We start from the raw sequence: 14,866 nt of genomic DNA, 5'->3' as shown, positions 1-14,866 counted from the left end.
ACGGTGGCATAGCCCCTGGCGAGCGCGCCCTGCATCGTGAGCTGGGGCAGCAACATGCTCCCGCCATAGCCGCCATTACCCGCACCCAGCAGCTTGCCGTTCCACGCCGCGGTGAGCGGCAGCCACACCTCGACCTTGATCGACGACCGCGGCGTGGGGGTGAGCGTCGCGCGGACGCGGCAGAAGGCGACCTGCGAGGGGAGGCCGGGCACCCCCTCCTTGGTGGTGACCATCGCGCCCTTCGCGACTTCCTCCGCCGCGACGACCTTGCCGTCGGCGAGCGTCAGCCCGGTGAGCGCCGCGCAGGCGCCGCCGGCGGGGGTGCCGGGCTGGGTTGCCGCGACGGGGGCGAGGTTGCTGCCCGAGGCGAGGAGCAAAGCGGCGAGCGCGCCGAGCGTACCGACATGCATGTTCATTTGCGGAGCAATCCTTTCGCGGCGAACCACGCCTGCGCCTGCCCGGTCCAGGCATCGGAGGCCTTGCCGCTCTTGGCGATGCCGAAGCCGTGGCCGCCGTTGGCGAAGGTGATCAGCGAGGCTTCCGCCCCGGCGGCTTTCCACGCGTCGACGACCCGCACGGGATCGGTGCCGACGAGCGGATCGTCCTTGGCGGCCATCGCGAGCAGCGGCGGCGCCTTGGCCGGCACGTTGAACGCATCGCCCACCACCCCGGGGTACATCGTCACGACGAAATCGGGGCGGCTGGCCGCCTTGGCGGCCATCACCGTCCACACCGTCACCGCGCCGCCGGCGGAAAAGCCCATCATCCCGATGCGATCAGGCTTCACCCCGTATTTCGCGGCATTGGCGCGGACGTAGCGCACCGCTTCCGCGCCGTCGGCGGTGGCGAGCGGGCGGAGCGGGGTGATCGCCTGCACCAGCGACTTGCGGTTCATCAGCCGGCCGAACAGCACCATCCCGAAATTGTCATTGGTCGGGAGCAGGCGATAGCGCAGCACGAAGGCGGTGATGCCGAGGCTATTGAGCCATTTCGCGACGCCATCGCCTTCATTCTCGATCGACAGCATGTGGAAGCCGCCGCCCGGCGCGACGATCACCGCGGTGCCGGTGGCGATCTTGGGATCGGGCGCGAAAACGGTCAGCGTCGGATCGGAAACGTTGCGGGTAATCCGGCCATAGGGCGCCTTGGTCGCGGTGGTCTCGGGCTGCATCGCGCCCATCGATCCGGGGGCGCCATTGGGCCACAGGCGGATCGCCTGTTGCGCCTGCGCCGTCGTGGCGCCAGCGACCAGCGCGAGAAGCGCGGCCAAGCGGGCAAGGATACGCATCATTGGCTTCCTCATTTCTTCTTCGCCGCGTCACGCGCGGCGGCGATCGCCTTGATCGTCGGCGCATCGGCGGGGGCAGTGTCGGTCTTGTCGCCGGCGATCCGCAGCATCACCGGTGCGGCCGGCACGAAGCGCGGCCAGGCGGGCAGGCCCCTGGCGTTGGGATCGCCGGTCTTGGCGAAGTGCGTCCAGTAATCGGCGACCTGCTTCGCCGCCGCCAGATCGGCCGCGGTCGGCTTGATGCCGGCCGCGGCGAGATTGTCGAACTGGAACGGCACGTCGGAGGCATGGACCGCGCCGGGCAGCGACGCGCGTTTTTCCTCGGCGACATAGCCGAAGCGATAGAGCCAGGTCGGCGCCCCCGCCTTCGTCGCGCGCGTCGCGAGCGAGAAGGCGGGTTCGGTGAAGGTGAGGTCGCTCGAAACGTGGCGCTCATAATTCTCCGCCGAGCCATAAGCTGCGCGCACCGCGTCGGCGGCGGGGCCGAGCGTCGCGCTGGCCTTTTCGGCGAATGCCTTGCGGAAGGGCGCCGGGATGAACCCGAGCTCGTCGCTGTTCGAGCCGACGATAGCGCTGATGCCGCGCGCCGCACCGGCGGCGAGCAAGGTGTCGGTATCGCCGGTGACGATGCGCCCGTCGGTGATCGGGCCGGAATAATGCGCCTCGTCGCCGTTGAGCAGGTTGATGCCGCCCTGCACCTTGTCGGCGGGGAGCGCGCGCAACGCGACGAGATCGTCGGGCGCGACATTCTCTCTGGTCGCGAAGGCGACGCCCTTCGCCTCGGCCGCGGCGAGATCGGGCCAGCTATCCCGCCCGCCGCCCGAGGCCGCGATCGCCTTGACGAACAGCCCCTTGGCAGCGGGCGAGACCATCAGCCGGCCGACCGATTCCCCGCCGGCGGATTCGCCGAAGACGGTGACGTTCGCCGCGTCGCCGCCGAACGCCGCGATGTTGCGCCTGACCCAGTCGAGCGCGGCGATCTGGTCCATCAGCCCCCAATTGCCGGTCGCGCCGCCCGCCGCCTCGCGGGTGAGCGCGGAGGTGGCGAAGAAACCGAACCGCCCGAGGCGATAGTTGAGCGTCACGACCACTATGCCGCGCGCGGCTAACCGCGTCCCATCAAGGATCGCTGCGCTGCCCGATCCGGTCGAGAAGCCGCCGCCGTGGATATAGACCATCACCGGCAGCTTCGCGCCGGCGCGTGGCCGGGGCGTCCAGACGTTGAGGAACAGGCAATCCTCGCTCATCGGCTGATTGCTGTTGGCGACGTCGCCCGGCATCCGCGACTGGACGCAATCATTGCCATAGCCGGTCGCGTCGCGCGTGCCGGTCCAGCCCGCGACCGGCGCGGGGGCGTGCCAGCGCAGCGCGCCGACCGGCGCCGCGGCATAGGGAATGCCCTTGAAGCTGGCGATGCCGTCGGCGCTCGCGCCGCGCAATGCGCCGCCGTCGGTGCGCACCACCGGGGCCTGATCGGCCGGCGCGGCGGCGGCGAGCAGCAGTGCGAGCGCAGGCAGAACGGCTTTCATCGATGATCCCCGGTGACGAAGGTGAAGCTGCCCGGGCCGGTGGCGTATACCGTCGCGGCATCGGTCTTGCGCAGCAAGGTCGCACCCTCCGGCGCCGAACCCACAGCGCCGAACCCGGCCGGCACCCAGATCTCGCCGGTCGCGTTCAGCGGGATCGTCGCGGTGAGGCTTAGCCGGCCGTTGTCGACCTGCCACGCGGCGCGCGCCTCGCCCTGCGGGGTCGCCATCGTCGCGGCGGCCGAGGCGAGCCCGCGCGGGATTTCGGGGCGGATCACGACGCTGCGATAGCCCGGCGCGCCGGGGCGCAGGCCGGCGAGCCGCTGGCGCATCCAGTCCGCGATCGACCCGAAATAATGATGATCGAGTGAGCGCGCCTTGAGCGTCCACGCCTCGAACATCGTCGAATGCCCGTTCCTGATCCAATAGCCCCAGCTCGGCTCGTCGGTGCGCGTCGCGACGCGATAGGCGAGGTCGGCGTGGCCGTAATCGCTGAGGATATCGAGCAGATAGCGCGTGCCATAAACCCCGGCGCGCAGCCCGCGCGCCTCGACATCGCGCGCGATCGTATCGGCAACCTTCTGCTCCGCCCCCGCGGGCGTCATCCCGAAGGCGAGCGGCAGGATATTCTGCGACTGGGTGGGCGCCTTGGCCGCGCCCTTGTCGTCGAGCGTGCGATACCAGCCGTTCGCGGCATCCCAATAACGCGCATTATAGGCGCGGCGGATATCGGCGGCGAGCGCGGCATAGCGAGTCGCATCGGCGGTATTGCCGATCACCGCGGAGGATTTCGCCAGCAGATCCGCCTCGTGGAAGAAATAGGCCACGGTGATCGCATCGATCCCGCCATTGTTGGTGGCGAAGATATCGAGCGGGCCGGGCGCGCTCCATTCGCTGAGCCCGGTGTTGTGGCGATAGTCGGGCGCCTTGAAGACGGCGGCGGTATAATCGACCAGCCGCTTCTGCATCTCGTGCATCCGCGCGAGGATGCGGGTGTCGCCCTGCGTCTGATACAATTCCCACGGCAGGATCATCGCCGCGACGTCCCACGGGGTCGACGGCCCCCAGACGAACGACCAGCCGGGCGTCCCCTCATAGCCGTAGAAGGGGGTGGCGGGGACGATCTCGGGGAGCTCGCCGCTCGCCGCCTGCGCATCGGGGAAATCGGTGAGCCATTTGGTCCAGACGCGCGAGATATCGAGGCTGCGCGCCGCCGCGCCCGCCGATGCCTGGGCGTCGCCGGTCCAGCCGTTTTTCTCATAGGTCGGCGTATCGGTCTGATAGCCGTGCATATTGTTGAGGATCGTGGCGATCGCCGCCTGATCGATCTGGTTGAGCAGCGGATCGGCGCTGGTGAAGCTGCCCACCGCGGCGACCGCCGAATGTGCGACCTTGCCGGTCAGCGTCGCCAATGTCGGGGTGCCGGGGAAGCCGCGTAGCTCGACATAGCGGAAGCCGCGATAGCCGAAGCTCGGCGCCCAATGTTCGCGTCCCTTGCCGGCGAGCGTGTAGCGATCGGTCTGGAGCTGCGCGTCGATCAGCCCCGAGGCGGGGACGACAAGCCCGTCGTCGCCGATACGCTCGCTCGCGACGAGCGAGACGGTGGCGCCGCGCGGCCCGCTGACGTCGAGCGCGGTCCAGCCGGCGAAGATCCGCCCGAAATCATAGACCCAGACGCCGGGTTTCACCTCCTTGAGCGAGACGGGACGGATGTCCGCGACCGGGGCGATCGGCTCGACATTGGCGGCCTGCAACACCCCCTTCGGCCCGGATACGGTCTGTACCGCGCCCCAGCCCGTGCCCGCAAAGCCGGGCATGTCCCAGCCGGCCGGCAGCAGCCGCGCGTCATAGCGCTCGCCGCGGTGGAGCGAATCGTTGAGCGTCGGGCCAGAGATCGTTCGCCAGCTCGCATCGCTCGCGATCGTCTGGCGCGAGCCGTCGGCGAACGTCACCTCGAGCTGGGTCTTGAGCGCGGGCTCGCCGTGCCACGGTGCCTCGTTGAAATACCATTCATTGGGATCGGTGAGGCCATACCAGCCACGCCCCAGTTCGGCGCCGAGCACGTTGCGTCCGACGCGGACGCGATCGGTGACGTCATAGGTCTGGTAGAGGACGCGCTTGTCATAGGCGGTGAACCCGCTCGCCATCGCGCTCGCACCGATCGTGCCGCCGTTGAGGTGGACGCGCGGCCAGCCCGCCCCGGCGACATAGAGCCGCGCCGCGGCGATCGGCTTCGCCGGCAGCGTGAAATCCTTGCGGACCAGCGGGGCGGGGGATTCGATCGGCAGGACGATATCGATATTCGGCACCCCGGCCGCGACGACCAGCCCGTCGGCCTCGACCGTGCCGCCGACGAATGGATTGTCGTTGGCCGCGAAGCGCGTCGCGAATGCCGGGCTGCCGGTGCCGGTCACCTCGACGGCGTGGATCGTCGCGGCCTTGGCGTCGCGCGAGGAATAGCCGATCGTGCCGTGGGTCTGCGCGGCATCGGTGATCGTATCGACCTGCCTGCCGTCGATCGCGGTGACGATGCTCGTGCCGCGCGCGGTGATCGTGATGCGGTGGCGGACGCCCTTCAAGGTGACGCCGGTGAGCGGCACGCGCTTCAATTCGGTGAGCTTGACCCCCGAGCTCGAGCCGCCCGGATAATGCCGCACCCGCGCGATCAGCACCGCGCCGGTCTTTTCCTCGGCGAGCGTCCAGACATAGGCCTCGCCATAGGTCTTGCCCGCGGCGCGCGCGCGGAACAGCAGGTCGATCGAATTGCCTGTCAGCGTCAGATCGCTGGTGAAGCGGAGATCGGCCCAATCGTGATCGCGGCGCGCGGGGCCGGCGATCCATTGCGCGGACCAGTCGGCGGGGGTGAGCAGCCCCATTTCCCACCACGCCGGCCGGCTCCAGCCGCTTTCGCGGCCGTCGGCGTCCCATGTCTTGACCTGCCACCAATAACGCGTCCGCGCGGCGAGCGCGGGGCCGGCATAGGGGATTTGCGCGTTGGCGGCGGAGGCGATCCGGCCGCTGTCCCACAATGGCCGATCGGTCTCGAGCGCCCCGGCGCTGTCTGCGACGCGGATGCGATAGGCGATCTGCCGCCGCGCGCTCGGCTGCCAGCCGAGACGCGGCGCGGGTTCGTCGATGCCGAGCGCGGCGTCGGTATATTCAACCGTGAGCCGTGAGGGGGCGGGATCGGCCCCCTCTGCGGCTGCGGCAACGGCGAGCAGGGCCGCCACGCCGATCGTCGGGATCGACCACGGAAATGATACCGGCTTGATGACCCCCTCCTAGAATTTGGTTCGGATACCGAACGTTACGAGCCTACCCAGCGTGGTGCCATTGGTATAGGCGGCGGACGTGTTGAGCCACGGCGGATCCTGATCGAACACATTGTCGATGTTGACGGTCAGCATCGCATTCTTGACGAAGCCGTGCTCGCCGAGATCGTAACCGAGGAACAGATCGACGGTCTTGAAGGCGTCCACCCGCGTCTGCTGCGGCACGAGGAGGATCGGATAACCGCCCCTGTAGTTGAACGAGGCCGATCCGACGAACCCGCCCGCCTTGCCACCCAATGTAGCGACGAAGGAGAGGCGGCCGACGCCGTTCTCGAGATCGTCGGCGAACGGGCCGCCGGCCACCGCCTGCGATTTGCGGTTGAGCGTATAGGTGCCCGCGACGCTCGCGTTGATCGCGCCGAACCCGGTCTTGCGGACATAGGACAGGTTGAAATCGAGCCCGTCGGTATTGACCGCGCCGAGATTGTTACGCCGCGCGTCGATCACGATATACGGACTCTTGCCCCCGGCATAGAGCGAGTCGATGCTCGGCGCGCCGACCACATTGAGGTTGCCGACCAGCGCCTTGGCCTGCGCCAGCGTGGGGTTGACGATATAATAGCCGGCGAAATTGGGCTGGGTGAACAACGTCGGCTGGGTGAACGGCACGAGCCCGATCGCGTCCTTGAACCGCACATTATAATAAGTGAGGTTGAGCGCGAGGCCGGGAATCCGGCTCGGTGCCCAGTCGAACCCGACCGACCAGGTATGCGCGCGTTCGGGGCGCAGCTTGGGATTGCCCCCCGCCAGCACGACGGTCGAGCGCAACTGGTTGAGCGGGCTCGCCCCCGGCGCGATGAACGGGCTGAACGGGAGCGCGGTCGCGCGTGAATCCGAAGTGCTGCTGGTATCCGCGAGGCTCGGCGCGTTGAACGAGGTGCCGTAATTGCCGCGGATCGTCAGGTCGCTGATCGGCTTGTAATTGATGCCGACCTTCGGATTGGTGGTGCCGCCCTGATCGCTGTAATCGTCGTAGCGGATCGACCCCGAAAGCTGCAGCCCGCGTAGGCCGGGGCTGCCGTTTTCCGGCCCGATCAGCGGAATCATCAATTCGCCGAAGGCCGAGCGCACGTCGCGCGAGGTGCGCGAGGTTTTGACATTTGCATAGGACCCGACCGCCCCTTGCGCGATCCGCGAGGCGAGCCCGGCATAATAATATTCCGCGCCGACTGCGAGGCGCACGTCGCCGCCCGGAAGCTGGGCGAGCGAGCCATCGAGGATCAGCCGGCCATCGGCCATTTCCTGCGTCGCATCGCCGTAATTCTCGTAATTGCGGATCGCGGCGAGCGCGGCGGGGCTGCTGGCGGAGAGGTTATAGGGGTTGAGTGCCATCCCGGGGATTAGCCCGGCGAGCGCCAATGTGGCGGTCGTCGTGTCGATCGCGCCTTCGCGCACCTGATTATAGCTGCGGCCGAAATTGCTCTCGGCGCGAAGCTGCCACTTGTCGCTGAGCTTGAACGAGAAGCCCGGGGTGACGCCGTAGGATTCGAAGCGCTGGCGGCTCTTCAGGCTGTTGCCGAAGACGTCGGCGAACGAAAAAGACGCATTCTGCTGCAATTCGCCGGTGATTGAGCGGAAGAACGGGTTGAGCACCGAGATCGTGCCCGACATCATCCCCGGTGCCTCGCTCACGGTCGTGTCGCGCCGCGACCAATAAGCGGTTGCCGAGAAACTGACGCTGTCGTTGAGCCGCTGGGTGAACGAGCCGAACACCGAATTGCGCCGCTCGCGCGGGAACAGTGTGGCATAGGCATTCGGGTCGCACTTGTTGACCGTGCCGGCAACGAGCCCGGGGAGCGCGTAATTGGTCGCGCCGACCTGGATATTGCCCGGCGCGCAGGTGGTGACACGGAAATCGCTGCCGCCCTTCGCGCGGAGATCGGGCGAGGTATAGTCGCGGTCCTTATTGTAGATCTCATTGTGCCAGACATAGGCATAAGAGAGGTAGAGCGAGCCGCTGCCCCAATCCTTGCCGACGGTGAGATTGCCGTCCACCGAGCGATAATCGCCGACGAAGCCGTAGCGCATATTGGCCGACACGCCGTCGAAGCGCTTGCGGGTGATGAAGTTGATCACCCCGCCGATCGCATCCGAGCCATAGACCGCCGAGCCGCCGTCGGGCACCACCTCGACACGCTCGAGCACGTCGGGCGGCAGGATCGAGGGATCGATCGTGGTCTGCAGGATTCCCGCGCCGACCCCGCGCTGGCCGTTGAGCAGCACGAGCGTGGTGTTGCCGCCCGATGCGCCGAGGTTGCGGATATTGGGGCGCACGATCGGCAGCCCGAAATTGGCGAGGCCGACCGGGATCGTGCCGAAATTGCCGACCTGCGGGATCTTGGCGAGAAGATCGTTCGACGAATTGACGCCGCGCGCGACGATCGTGTCCTGCGTGATGCCGATCACATTGGTGCCGGTGGGGGCGACCCCGCGCAGCAACGTGCCGGTGACGACGACATCGGCCTGATCCTCGGTGGGCTGCGCATCGGGCTGCGCGCCGATCGTGTCGGTCGCGGCGGCGGTCTGCGCCTGCGCGGTGCCGGCGGTGGCCAGCATCATCGCGATCGCGAGCGTCGAGAGCCCGGCGAGCGTCGCCCGACGTGAATTAGGCTGCGGTCGAACTTCGGTGTTCATAGATCCTCCCCGTCTGAATCGTTCGAACTCTTGTTTTTCCGCGCGTCGTCCGGCGGGCGGAATCGCTCACACGGCGACTTTCCACAATCGTTCAATCTCGATCTTTTTCGATCATGTCAATGATCAAATTAGATTGCGAAGGGCGGGGATCTGGTTTCGGGAGGGGCGCCGCACGTAAACGCGCGCCGCCACCCGGCCTCGAGCCGGAGTGGCAGGAGAGGGGGAGAAAAAAGCGCGCCGGTCGCTCAGGCGGGCAGGCGCGCCCGCTCGGCGGGACGCACCGACGCCGATTGCACCGCGACGATCGCCTCGATCTTGGCGAGCAGCACCGCCAGCGCGTGATCGGGGAGATTGTCGACGTCGACCGCGAAATGCTGCACCCCCTCGAGCCGCTCCGCCGCGATCGAGAGCGGGAGGATATTGTGCTGCGCGATCAGCCCGAGCACGCGGAGCAGCGCCTGCGGGCAGAGGTCGGCGGCGACCGACAAAGTGACGATCCGCTCACGCGGCACCTTGGTTTCGGCAGACTGATTCCGGCGCGCAGACGCCGCGCGCGACATGACATTGGACATGGAAAAGCACTCATCATTCGAATGAAAGATGCGCCGGTGCAGCGGCGCGGACGGCGCGCCGGATCAGTTGATCCGGCAGCTCGTAATTCGAATGCGGCTGCTCCGACCCTGCACGACCGAAGCGCCGGCGGTAAGTCGCGCCGTCGCAAGGATCGTAAGAAGGGCTCGTGCCGTGATCATGCTGCGCGGCGCTTAGCCGAAAATCGCGGGCGATTTCCACAGCTTTTTGTGCCGGCGGAGCATGCCCTCCGGTTATCGCCGCGATCCAGCTTGAGATCGCAATTCGCCGTTACTGGCGTTAAGTGGTTCGCATGTCCGCTATCATCGATCCGTTCCACGCCATCGCCATCAGCCGCACCGCGCATCGCCTGACCGCGGAGGGGCGCTCGATCATCCATATGGAATTCGGCCAGCCCTCCACCGGCGCACCCGCCGCCGCGATCGCCGCCGCGCATCATGTGCTCGACCATGATCCGATGGGCTATTGGGAGAGCGGCGCGCTCAAGGCGCGGATCGCGCGGCATTATGCCGAAACGCAGGGGCTGACGATCGACCCCGAGCAGATCATCCTGACCTGCGGCGCCTCGCCCGCGCTCGTTCTCGCTCTGTCGTGCGTGTTCGCGCCGGGCGAGCGGGTGGCGTTCGCGCGGCCCGGCTATGTCGCCTATCGCAACACGGTGAAGGCGCTGCATCTCGAAGCGGTGGAAATCCCCTGCGGCGAGGCGGAAAGGTTCCAGGTCACCGCCGAGGCGATCGAACGGCTCGACCCCGCGCCGCACGGGCTGATCCTCGCCAGCCCCGCCAACCCGACCGGGACGATCGTCGCGCCCGAGGAAATGGCGGCGATCGCCGCGGTGTGCCGCCGGCGCGGCATCCGCATCGTCTCGGACGAAATCTATCACGGGCTGAGCTATGTCGGCCCCGCGCGGTCGATGCTGCGCGACGACGCCGGCGCGCTGATCGTCAACAGCTTCTCCAAATATTTCAGCATGGCCGGCTGGCGGCTCGGCTGGCTGGTGGTGCCGCCCGAGCTGATCGACGCGGCGCGCGCGCGGATGGGCAATCTGTTCCTCACCCCGCCGTCGCTGGCGCAGCATGCCGGGCTGATCGCATTCGACGAGCGCGACGAGCTGGAAGGGCATATCCGCACCTATGCGCGCAACCGCGAGCTGATGCTCGCCGCGCTGCCCGCGCTGGGATTGCGGCGGATCGCGCCGCCCGACGGGGCTTTCTATATCTATGCCGATATCGGGCATCTGACCGACGACAGCATGGATTTCTGCATGCGGCTGCTGGTCGATACCGGAGTCGCCACCGCGCCGGGGGTCGATTTCGATCCGGTCGAGGGGCATCGCTTCGTGCGCTTCAGCTTCGCGGTGTCGACCGATCGCGTCGAGGAGGCCCTGCGCCGCCTGACGCCGTGGTTCGCCGCGCAGCAGGCGGCGGTGGCGGCCTCGTAAAGCATCGCGTCAAATTGGGGACACGTCCCCTCCATCCCGACCTTCGCCGGGGAGTCGGGGTCCCGATCTTCGGGGGAGAGCGAGCGCGAACCTCATTTGTGCTCCCGCGAAGGCGGGAGCCCAGCCTGGGTCCCCCGCCTTCGCGGGACACAAGGAAAGGGGCGGGTCGCTCGACAGCTCATCGGATCGCCACCGCAACCAATGCGGTTGAAGGGATCGGCAGCACCGGGCGATCGCCCGCCATCCGCCGCGCCTCGGCCACGACCGCGGCCTTTTCGGCATCGGTGAGGCTCGTCCAGTCGGGCGACATGCCGAACAAAGTATCGGGATCGGCGAGTGCGGCGATGTAGAGCGCGTAATCGTGGGTCACGCTTTCGATCTGCGGATCGCGATATCCCGCCGCGACCAGCTCGCGCGCAAAGTCGCCCGGATCGCTCAGCGCCTGCACGCCGGCCGGCATCGTCATCCCCTCGCGCTCGGGGAACAGCTTCTGGCGGATCTGGCCGAGCAGAAGGAAGGTCGCCGCGCCGCGCGCCTGCCAGGTCGCGACCACGCCGGTGCCGCCCGGACGTGTAACCCGCGCCATCTCCGCAAGTCCCTTGCGCCAATGGGGGAACATGATCACCCCGAAGATCGAGAACACTGCGTCGAACCCGGCATCGGGCAGCGCGAGCGCCTGACCGTCCATCACGCGTGTCTCGACATTGCGCAGCCCCGCGGCGGCGATGCGCGCGACCATACCGGGCGAGAAATCGGTCGCGAGCACCTGCGCCCCGGTCCGCGCCGCCGCCAGCGCCAGCGCGCCGGTGCCCGCCGCTATATCGAGAACGCGGCTCTCGGGGGTCAGCGACACGCGTGCCAGCGCCGCCGCCGCATAAAGCGCGGTGAATGGGTGGGCGGTTCGCTCATAATGCTGCGCGGCGCTGTCCCAATGAGCGGGGTTCTCGAATTGTCGCATTGTCGGCACTCCACGAATCACGTAACATTAAAAGTATCGTGATCGACCCGACTTGCCAATCCCGGCCGCGACGAAGAGGATCGCGAGGTGCGTAACGACAGCCGCCTTTCCCGCATGCTCCACGTGCTACTCCATATGGCGCGACACGAAGCTCCGCTGACGTCGGATGCGATCGCGCGGATGCTCGGCACCAACGCCGTCGTGGTCCGCCGCACGATGGCCGGGCTGCGCGAGGCCGGTTATGTGCGGTCGGAAAAAGGGCATGGCGGGGGGTGGGCGATCGCTGCGGACCTCACGAAAGTGTCGTTGCTCGATGTCCATCGCGCGGTGGGCGGCCCGCGCATCTTTGCGATCGGCAACGAAAATCCCAATCCGGGTTGCGCGGTGGAGAAGGTCGTCAACGATGCGCTGGAGGATGCCTTGCATCAGGCCGAGGCGCTGCTGATCGAGCGGCTGGGTGCGGTGAGCCTCGCCGAACTGGCGCGCGATTTCGACGTGCGCTGCGCAACGGCGCATCATCACTGAGCGTGCGGCTTCGTCGGCCTGCCCGGCTTTTCTCTTTTCCTTAACAGAGGCGTAGCCTTACCGTCATTGAGCCTCGCCATAGCTCCGCGCTCACCATCCGGGAGGGACACGGGGATATGAAGGCGTCGTTCTGCGCGCGGTTCAATGCGTTGCTATTGGTTTCTTCGCTGGCGGTGCCGGCGGCTGCGGAGACGCGCGCGCTTCCCGAAGACGGCGGGGCCGCCCCGGCGGCGGAGACCGCCGACAGCGCGGATACCGTCATCGTGACGGGTACGCGGTCGCAGGCGCAAACCCAGTTTTCCGCGCTGTCGCCGGTCGATGTCTTCTCCGCCAAGACGATCCAGTCGACCGTGTCGAGCAGCCTCGACACCAAGCTCGCGCAGCTCGTCCCGACCTTCACCGTCAAGCGTCTGCCGTCGTCGGACGGCCCGCAGTTCGTCCGTCCCGCATCGCTCGACGGGCTGTCGCCGGACATGACGCTGGTGATGGTCAACGGCAAGCGCTTCCACCGCTCGGCCTTTCTCAACGGCGGCGCGGGCGGCGCGCAGGCGGCGGATCTCGCGCAGATCCCGTCCTATGACATCAGCCATGTCGAGGTGCTGCGCGACGGCGCGTCGGCGCAATATGGCTCGGATGCGATCGCCGGGGTGATCAATATCATCCTCGACGACAAGCCGGGTTTCTCGGTCTACGGCCAGGGCTCGCAATATTATCGCGGCGACGGCCGGCAATGGCAGCTCGGCGGGCGCGCGGGCTTCGCGCTCAACGGCGGCGGGCATGTCGTCGTCACTGGCGAATATAGCGATTCCGACGCCACCTCGCGCACCGCGCAGCGCCCCGACGCGATCGCCTTCCAGGCCGCCAATCCGCAGATCGCGGTGCCCAATCCGGTGCAGCATTGGGGCAACCCGGAATTCAAGGCGCTCAAATTCGCGGTCGATGCCGCGACCCCGATCGGCGACGCGCTCGAACTCTACGCCTTCGGCACTTATGCCCGCACGCGCGGCGCCAATGACATCAACTGGCGCAACCCGACCCCGGGGGTGAACGACAATATCTTCGGCAAGCCCGGCGCGCCGTTCTTCCCCGGTTTCGATCTGCGCAAAATCTATCCGGCGGGGTTCGCGCCGCGCGAGGGCATCCGCGCCAACGACGGGCAGGCGGTAGCCGGGCTGCGCGGCAAGGGATCGTCCAATTTCACCTGGGATGTCAGCGGGTCTTACGGCGTCAACGACACGCAGTTCATCCTCAACAATTCGATCAACGCCTCGCTGGGGCCGGCAAGCCCGTTCAACTTCAACCTCGGGCATCAGATCCAGCGCGAATTCAACCTCAACGCCGACGCGGTCTATCGGCTCGACGTCGCCGGGCTGCCGCAACCGGTGAATATCGCGTTCGGCGCCGAGCGCCGGGTGGAAACCTATAAGATCGTCGCGGGCGATCCGGCCTCCTATATGGTCGGGCCGGGCGCCGCCGCCGGGCTGGCCGCGCAGTCGAACGGCTTCCCCGGCTTCGGGCCGACGCAGGCGGGATCGTGGAGCCAGACCGATTATGCCGGCTATCTCGACGTGCAGGTGCCGCTGACCAGCGCCTGGACGGTCGAAGCCGCGCTGCGCGACGAAAATTACGATACGTTCGGCAATACCTTCAATTACAAGTTCTCGACGCGCTATGAGCTGGCGCCGGGGATTGCGATCCGCGGCGCCTATTCGACCGGGTTCAAGGCGCCGAGCCCCGGCCAGCTCAACTCGACCAGCATCAGCCAGGGGCTCGATACCAGGACGCTCCAGCTCTTCACCACCGGGCGGCTCTCGCCGCTCAATCCGGTCGCGGCGTTCTTCGGCGCCAAGCCGCTCGAGCCGGAGGAATCGAAGACCGCCACCGCCGGGCTGGTGTGGCGCACCGCGAACGGGCTGAGCGGGTCGCTCGATCTCTATCAGATCAAGGTGACCAAGCGCTTCAGCCTGTCGCCGACCTTCGTCGTCACCCCGGCGATCCGCCAGCAGCTCGTCGCGCTCGGCGTCGCGGGGGCCAATGATTTCACCAACATCAACTTCTTCACCAACGATTTCGATACGCGCACGCGCGGCGTCGACGTGGTGGTATCCTATAATCACGCGCTCGGCGGCGGGCGGATCAACGCCACCGCATCCTATTCCTATACCGATACCAAGGTGACCTCGGGCTCGCTCACCGCGGCGAACAACCTGATGCAGCGCACGATCTTCGAAAAGGGGCTGCCCAAGCACAATGCCAGCGCGACGATCACCTATGACATCGGCGATGTCACGTTGACGGCGCGCGGGCGCTATTATGGTTCGTGGACCGATTCGAGCGGCAACGCGACCGGCGATATCTTCCAGAAGTTCGGCGGGATCGCCTTCTTCGACGCGTCGATCGGCTATCAGGTGACTAAACAGGTCAACGTGCGGGTCGGCGCGGAAAATCTGTTCAACACCTATCCCGACAAGGCGTTGTTCCAGGCCAGCCGCGGCCTCGTCTATTCGCGCAACTCGCCCTATGACACCAATGGCGGCAATTATTATCTCCGCCTCGAATGGCGTTATTGAG

General features: G+C 67.2%; 9 protein-coding genes and 1 pseudogene. 3 read left to right on the top strand and 7 right to left on the bottom strand.

Features of this window, described 5'->3' with window-relative positions; all coding sequences use genetic code 11:
• From BGN95_RS08515 to BGN95_RS08490, 6 genes and pseudogenes are all read right to left on the bottom strand, one after another.
• A pseudogene (locus tag BGN95_RS08515) lies at positions 1–416 on the bottom strand (hypothetical protein); the annotation flags it as partial.
• Complete coding sequence (locus BGN95_RS08510; protein WP_286772373.1) at positions 413–1,288, bottom strand: alpha/beta hydrolase; 876 nt, start codon at positions 1,286–1,288, stop codon at positions 413–415. The gene BGN95_RS08510 and the pseudogene BGN95_RS08515, both read right to left, overlap by 4 nt.
• 11 nt (positions 1,289–1,299) lie before the next feature.
• A complete protein-coding gene (locus BGN95_RS08505; RefSeq protein ID WP_286772372.1) occupies positions 1,300–2,817 on the bottom strand; it encodes a carboxylesterase/lipase family protein in 1,518 nt (505 codons plus the stop codon).
• Positions 2,814–6,044: an alpha-L-rhamnosidase gene (locus BGN95_RS08500; RefSeq protein WP_286772371.1), complete on the bottom strand. Its 3,231-nt coding sequence runs from the start codon at positions 6,042–6,044 to the stop codon at positions 2,814–2,816. Before BGN95_RS08500 ends, BGN95_RS08505 begins: the two co-directional genes overlap by 4 nt.
• A gap of 51 nt (positions 6,045–6,095) precedes the next feature.
• Positions 6,096–8,780, bottom strand: coding sequence for a TonB-dependent receptor domain-containing protein (locus BGN95_RS08495; RefSeq protein ID WP_286772370.1), 2,685 nt, complete (start codon positions 8,778–8,780; stop codon positions 6,096–6,098).
• A gap of 245 nt (positions 8,781–9,025) precedes the next feature.
• On the bottom strand, positions 9,026–9,352 hold the full coding sequence (locus tag BGN95_RS08490; RefSeq protein WP_286772369.1) for an ACT-like domain-containing protein: 327 nt from the start codon (positions 9,350–9,352) through the stop codon (positions 9,026–9,028).
• Positions 9,353–9,663: 311 nt separating this feature from the next.
• Here BGN95_RS08490 and BGN95_RS08485 point away from each other — a divergent pair, with 311 nt between their 5' ends.
• Entirely contained in the window at positions 9,664–10,812 is a 1,149-nt protein-coding gene (locus BGN95_RS08485; protein WP_286772368.1) for a pyridoxal phosphate-dependent aminotransferase, read from the top strand.
• A gap of 178 nt (positions 10,813–10,990) precedes the next feature.
• On the opposite strand, the gene BGN95_RS08480 is transcribed toward BGN95_RS08485, so the two are convergent.
• Complete coding sequence (locus BGN95_RS08480) at positions 10,991–11,770, bottom strand: class I SAM-dependent methyltransferase (RefSeq protein WP_286772367.1); 780 nt, start codon at positions 11,768–11,770, stop codon at positions 10,991–10,993.
• Positions 11,771–11,857: 87 nt separating this feature from the next.
• Here BGN95_RS08480 and BGN95_RS08475 point away from each other — a divergent pair, with 87 nt between their 5' ends.
• Positions 11,858–12,295 carry an Rrf2 family transcriptional regulator gene (locus BGN95_RS08475; RefSeq protein ID WP_286772366.1) on the top strand — a complete coding sequence of 146 codons (438 nt, stop codon included), beginning with the start codon at positions 11,858–11,860 and terminating at the stop codon, positions 12,293–12,295.
• 116 nt (positions 12,296–12,411) lie between these two features.
• Entirely contained in the window at positions 12,412–14,865 is a 2,454-nt protein-coding gene (locus BGN95_RS08470) for a TonB-dependent receptor plug domain-containing protein (RefSeq protein WP_286772365.1), read from the top strand.
• Position 14,866 lies beyond the last annotated feature (1 nt).

The sequence above is a fragment of the Sphingomonas sp. 66-10 genome, from assembly GCF_001897045.1.
GTDB classification, from domain to species: domain Bacteria; phylum Pseudomonadota; class Alphaproteobacteria; order Sphingomonadales; family Sphingomonadaceae; genus Sphingomonas; species Sphingomonas lycopersici.
This window is presented reverse-complemented; position numbering and strand designations above follow the sequence as displayed.

Excerpts from the sequence above, each read along its gene's own strand:
- BGN95_RS08510 (WP_286772373.1), bottom strand. The coding sequence starts at position 1,288 with ATGCGTATCCTTGCCCGCTTGGCCGCGCTTCTCGCGCTGGTCGCTGGC.
- BGN95_RS08505 (WP_286772372.1), bottom strand. The coding sequence starts at position 2,817 with ATGAAAGCCGTTCTGCCTGCGCTCGCACTGCTGCTCGCCGCCGCCGCG.
- BGN95_RS08495 (WP_286772370.1), bottom strand. The coding sequence starts at position 8,780 with ATGAACACCGAAGTTCGACCGCAGCCTAATTCACGTCGGGCGACGCTC.
- BGN95_RS08490 (WP_286772369.1), bottom strand. The coding sequence starts at position 9,352 with ATGTCCAATGTCATGTCGCGCGCGGCGTCTGCGCGCCGGAATCAGTCT.
- BGN95_RS08485 (WP_286772368.1), top strand. The coding sequence starts at position 9,664 with ATGTCCGCTATCATCGATCCGTTCCACGCCATCGCCATCAGCCGCACC.
- BGN95_RS08480 (WP_286772367.1), bottom strand. The coding sequence starts at position 11,770 with ATGCGACAATTCGAGAACCCCGCTCATTGGGACAGCGCCGCGCAGCAT.
- BGN95_RS08470 (WP_286772365.1), top strand. The coding sequence starts at position 12,412 with ATGAAGGCGTCGTTCTGCGCGCGGTTCAATGCGTTGCTATTGGTTTCT.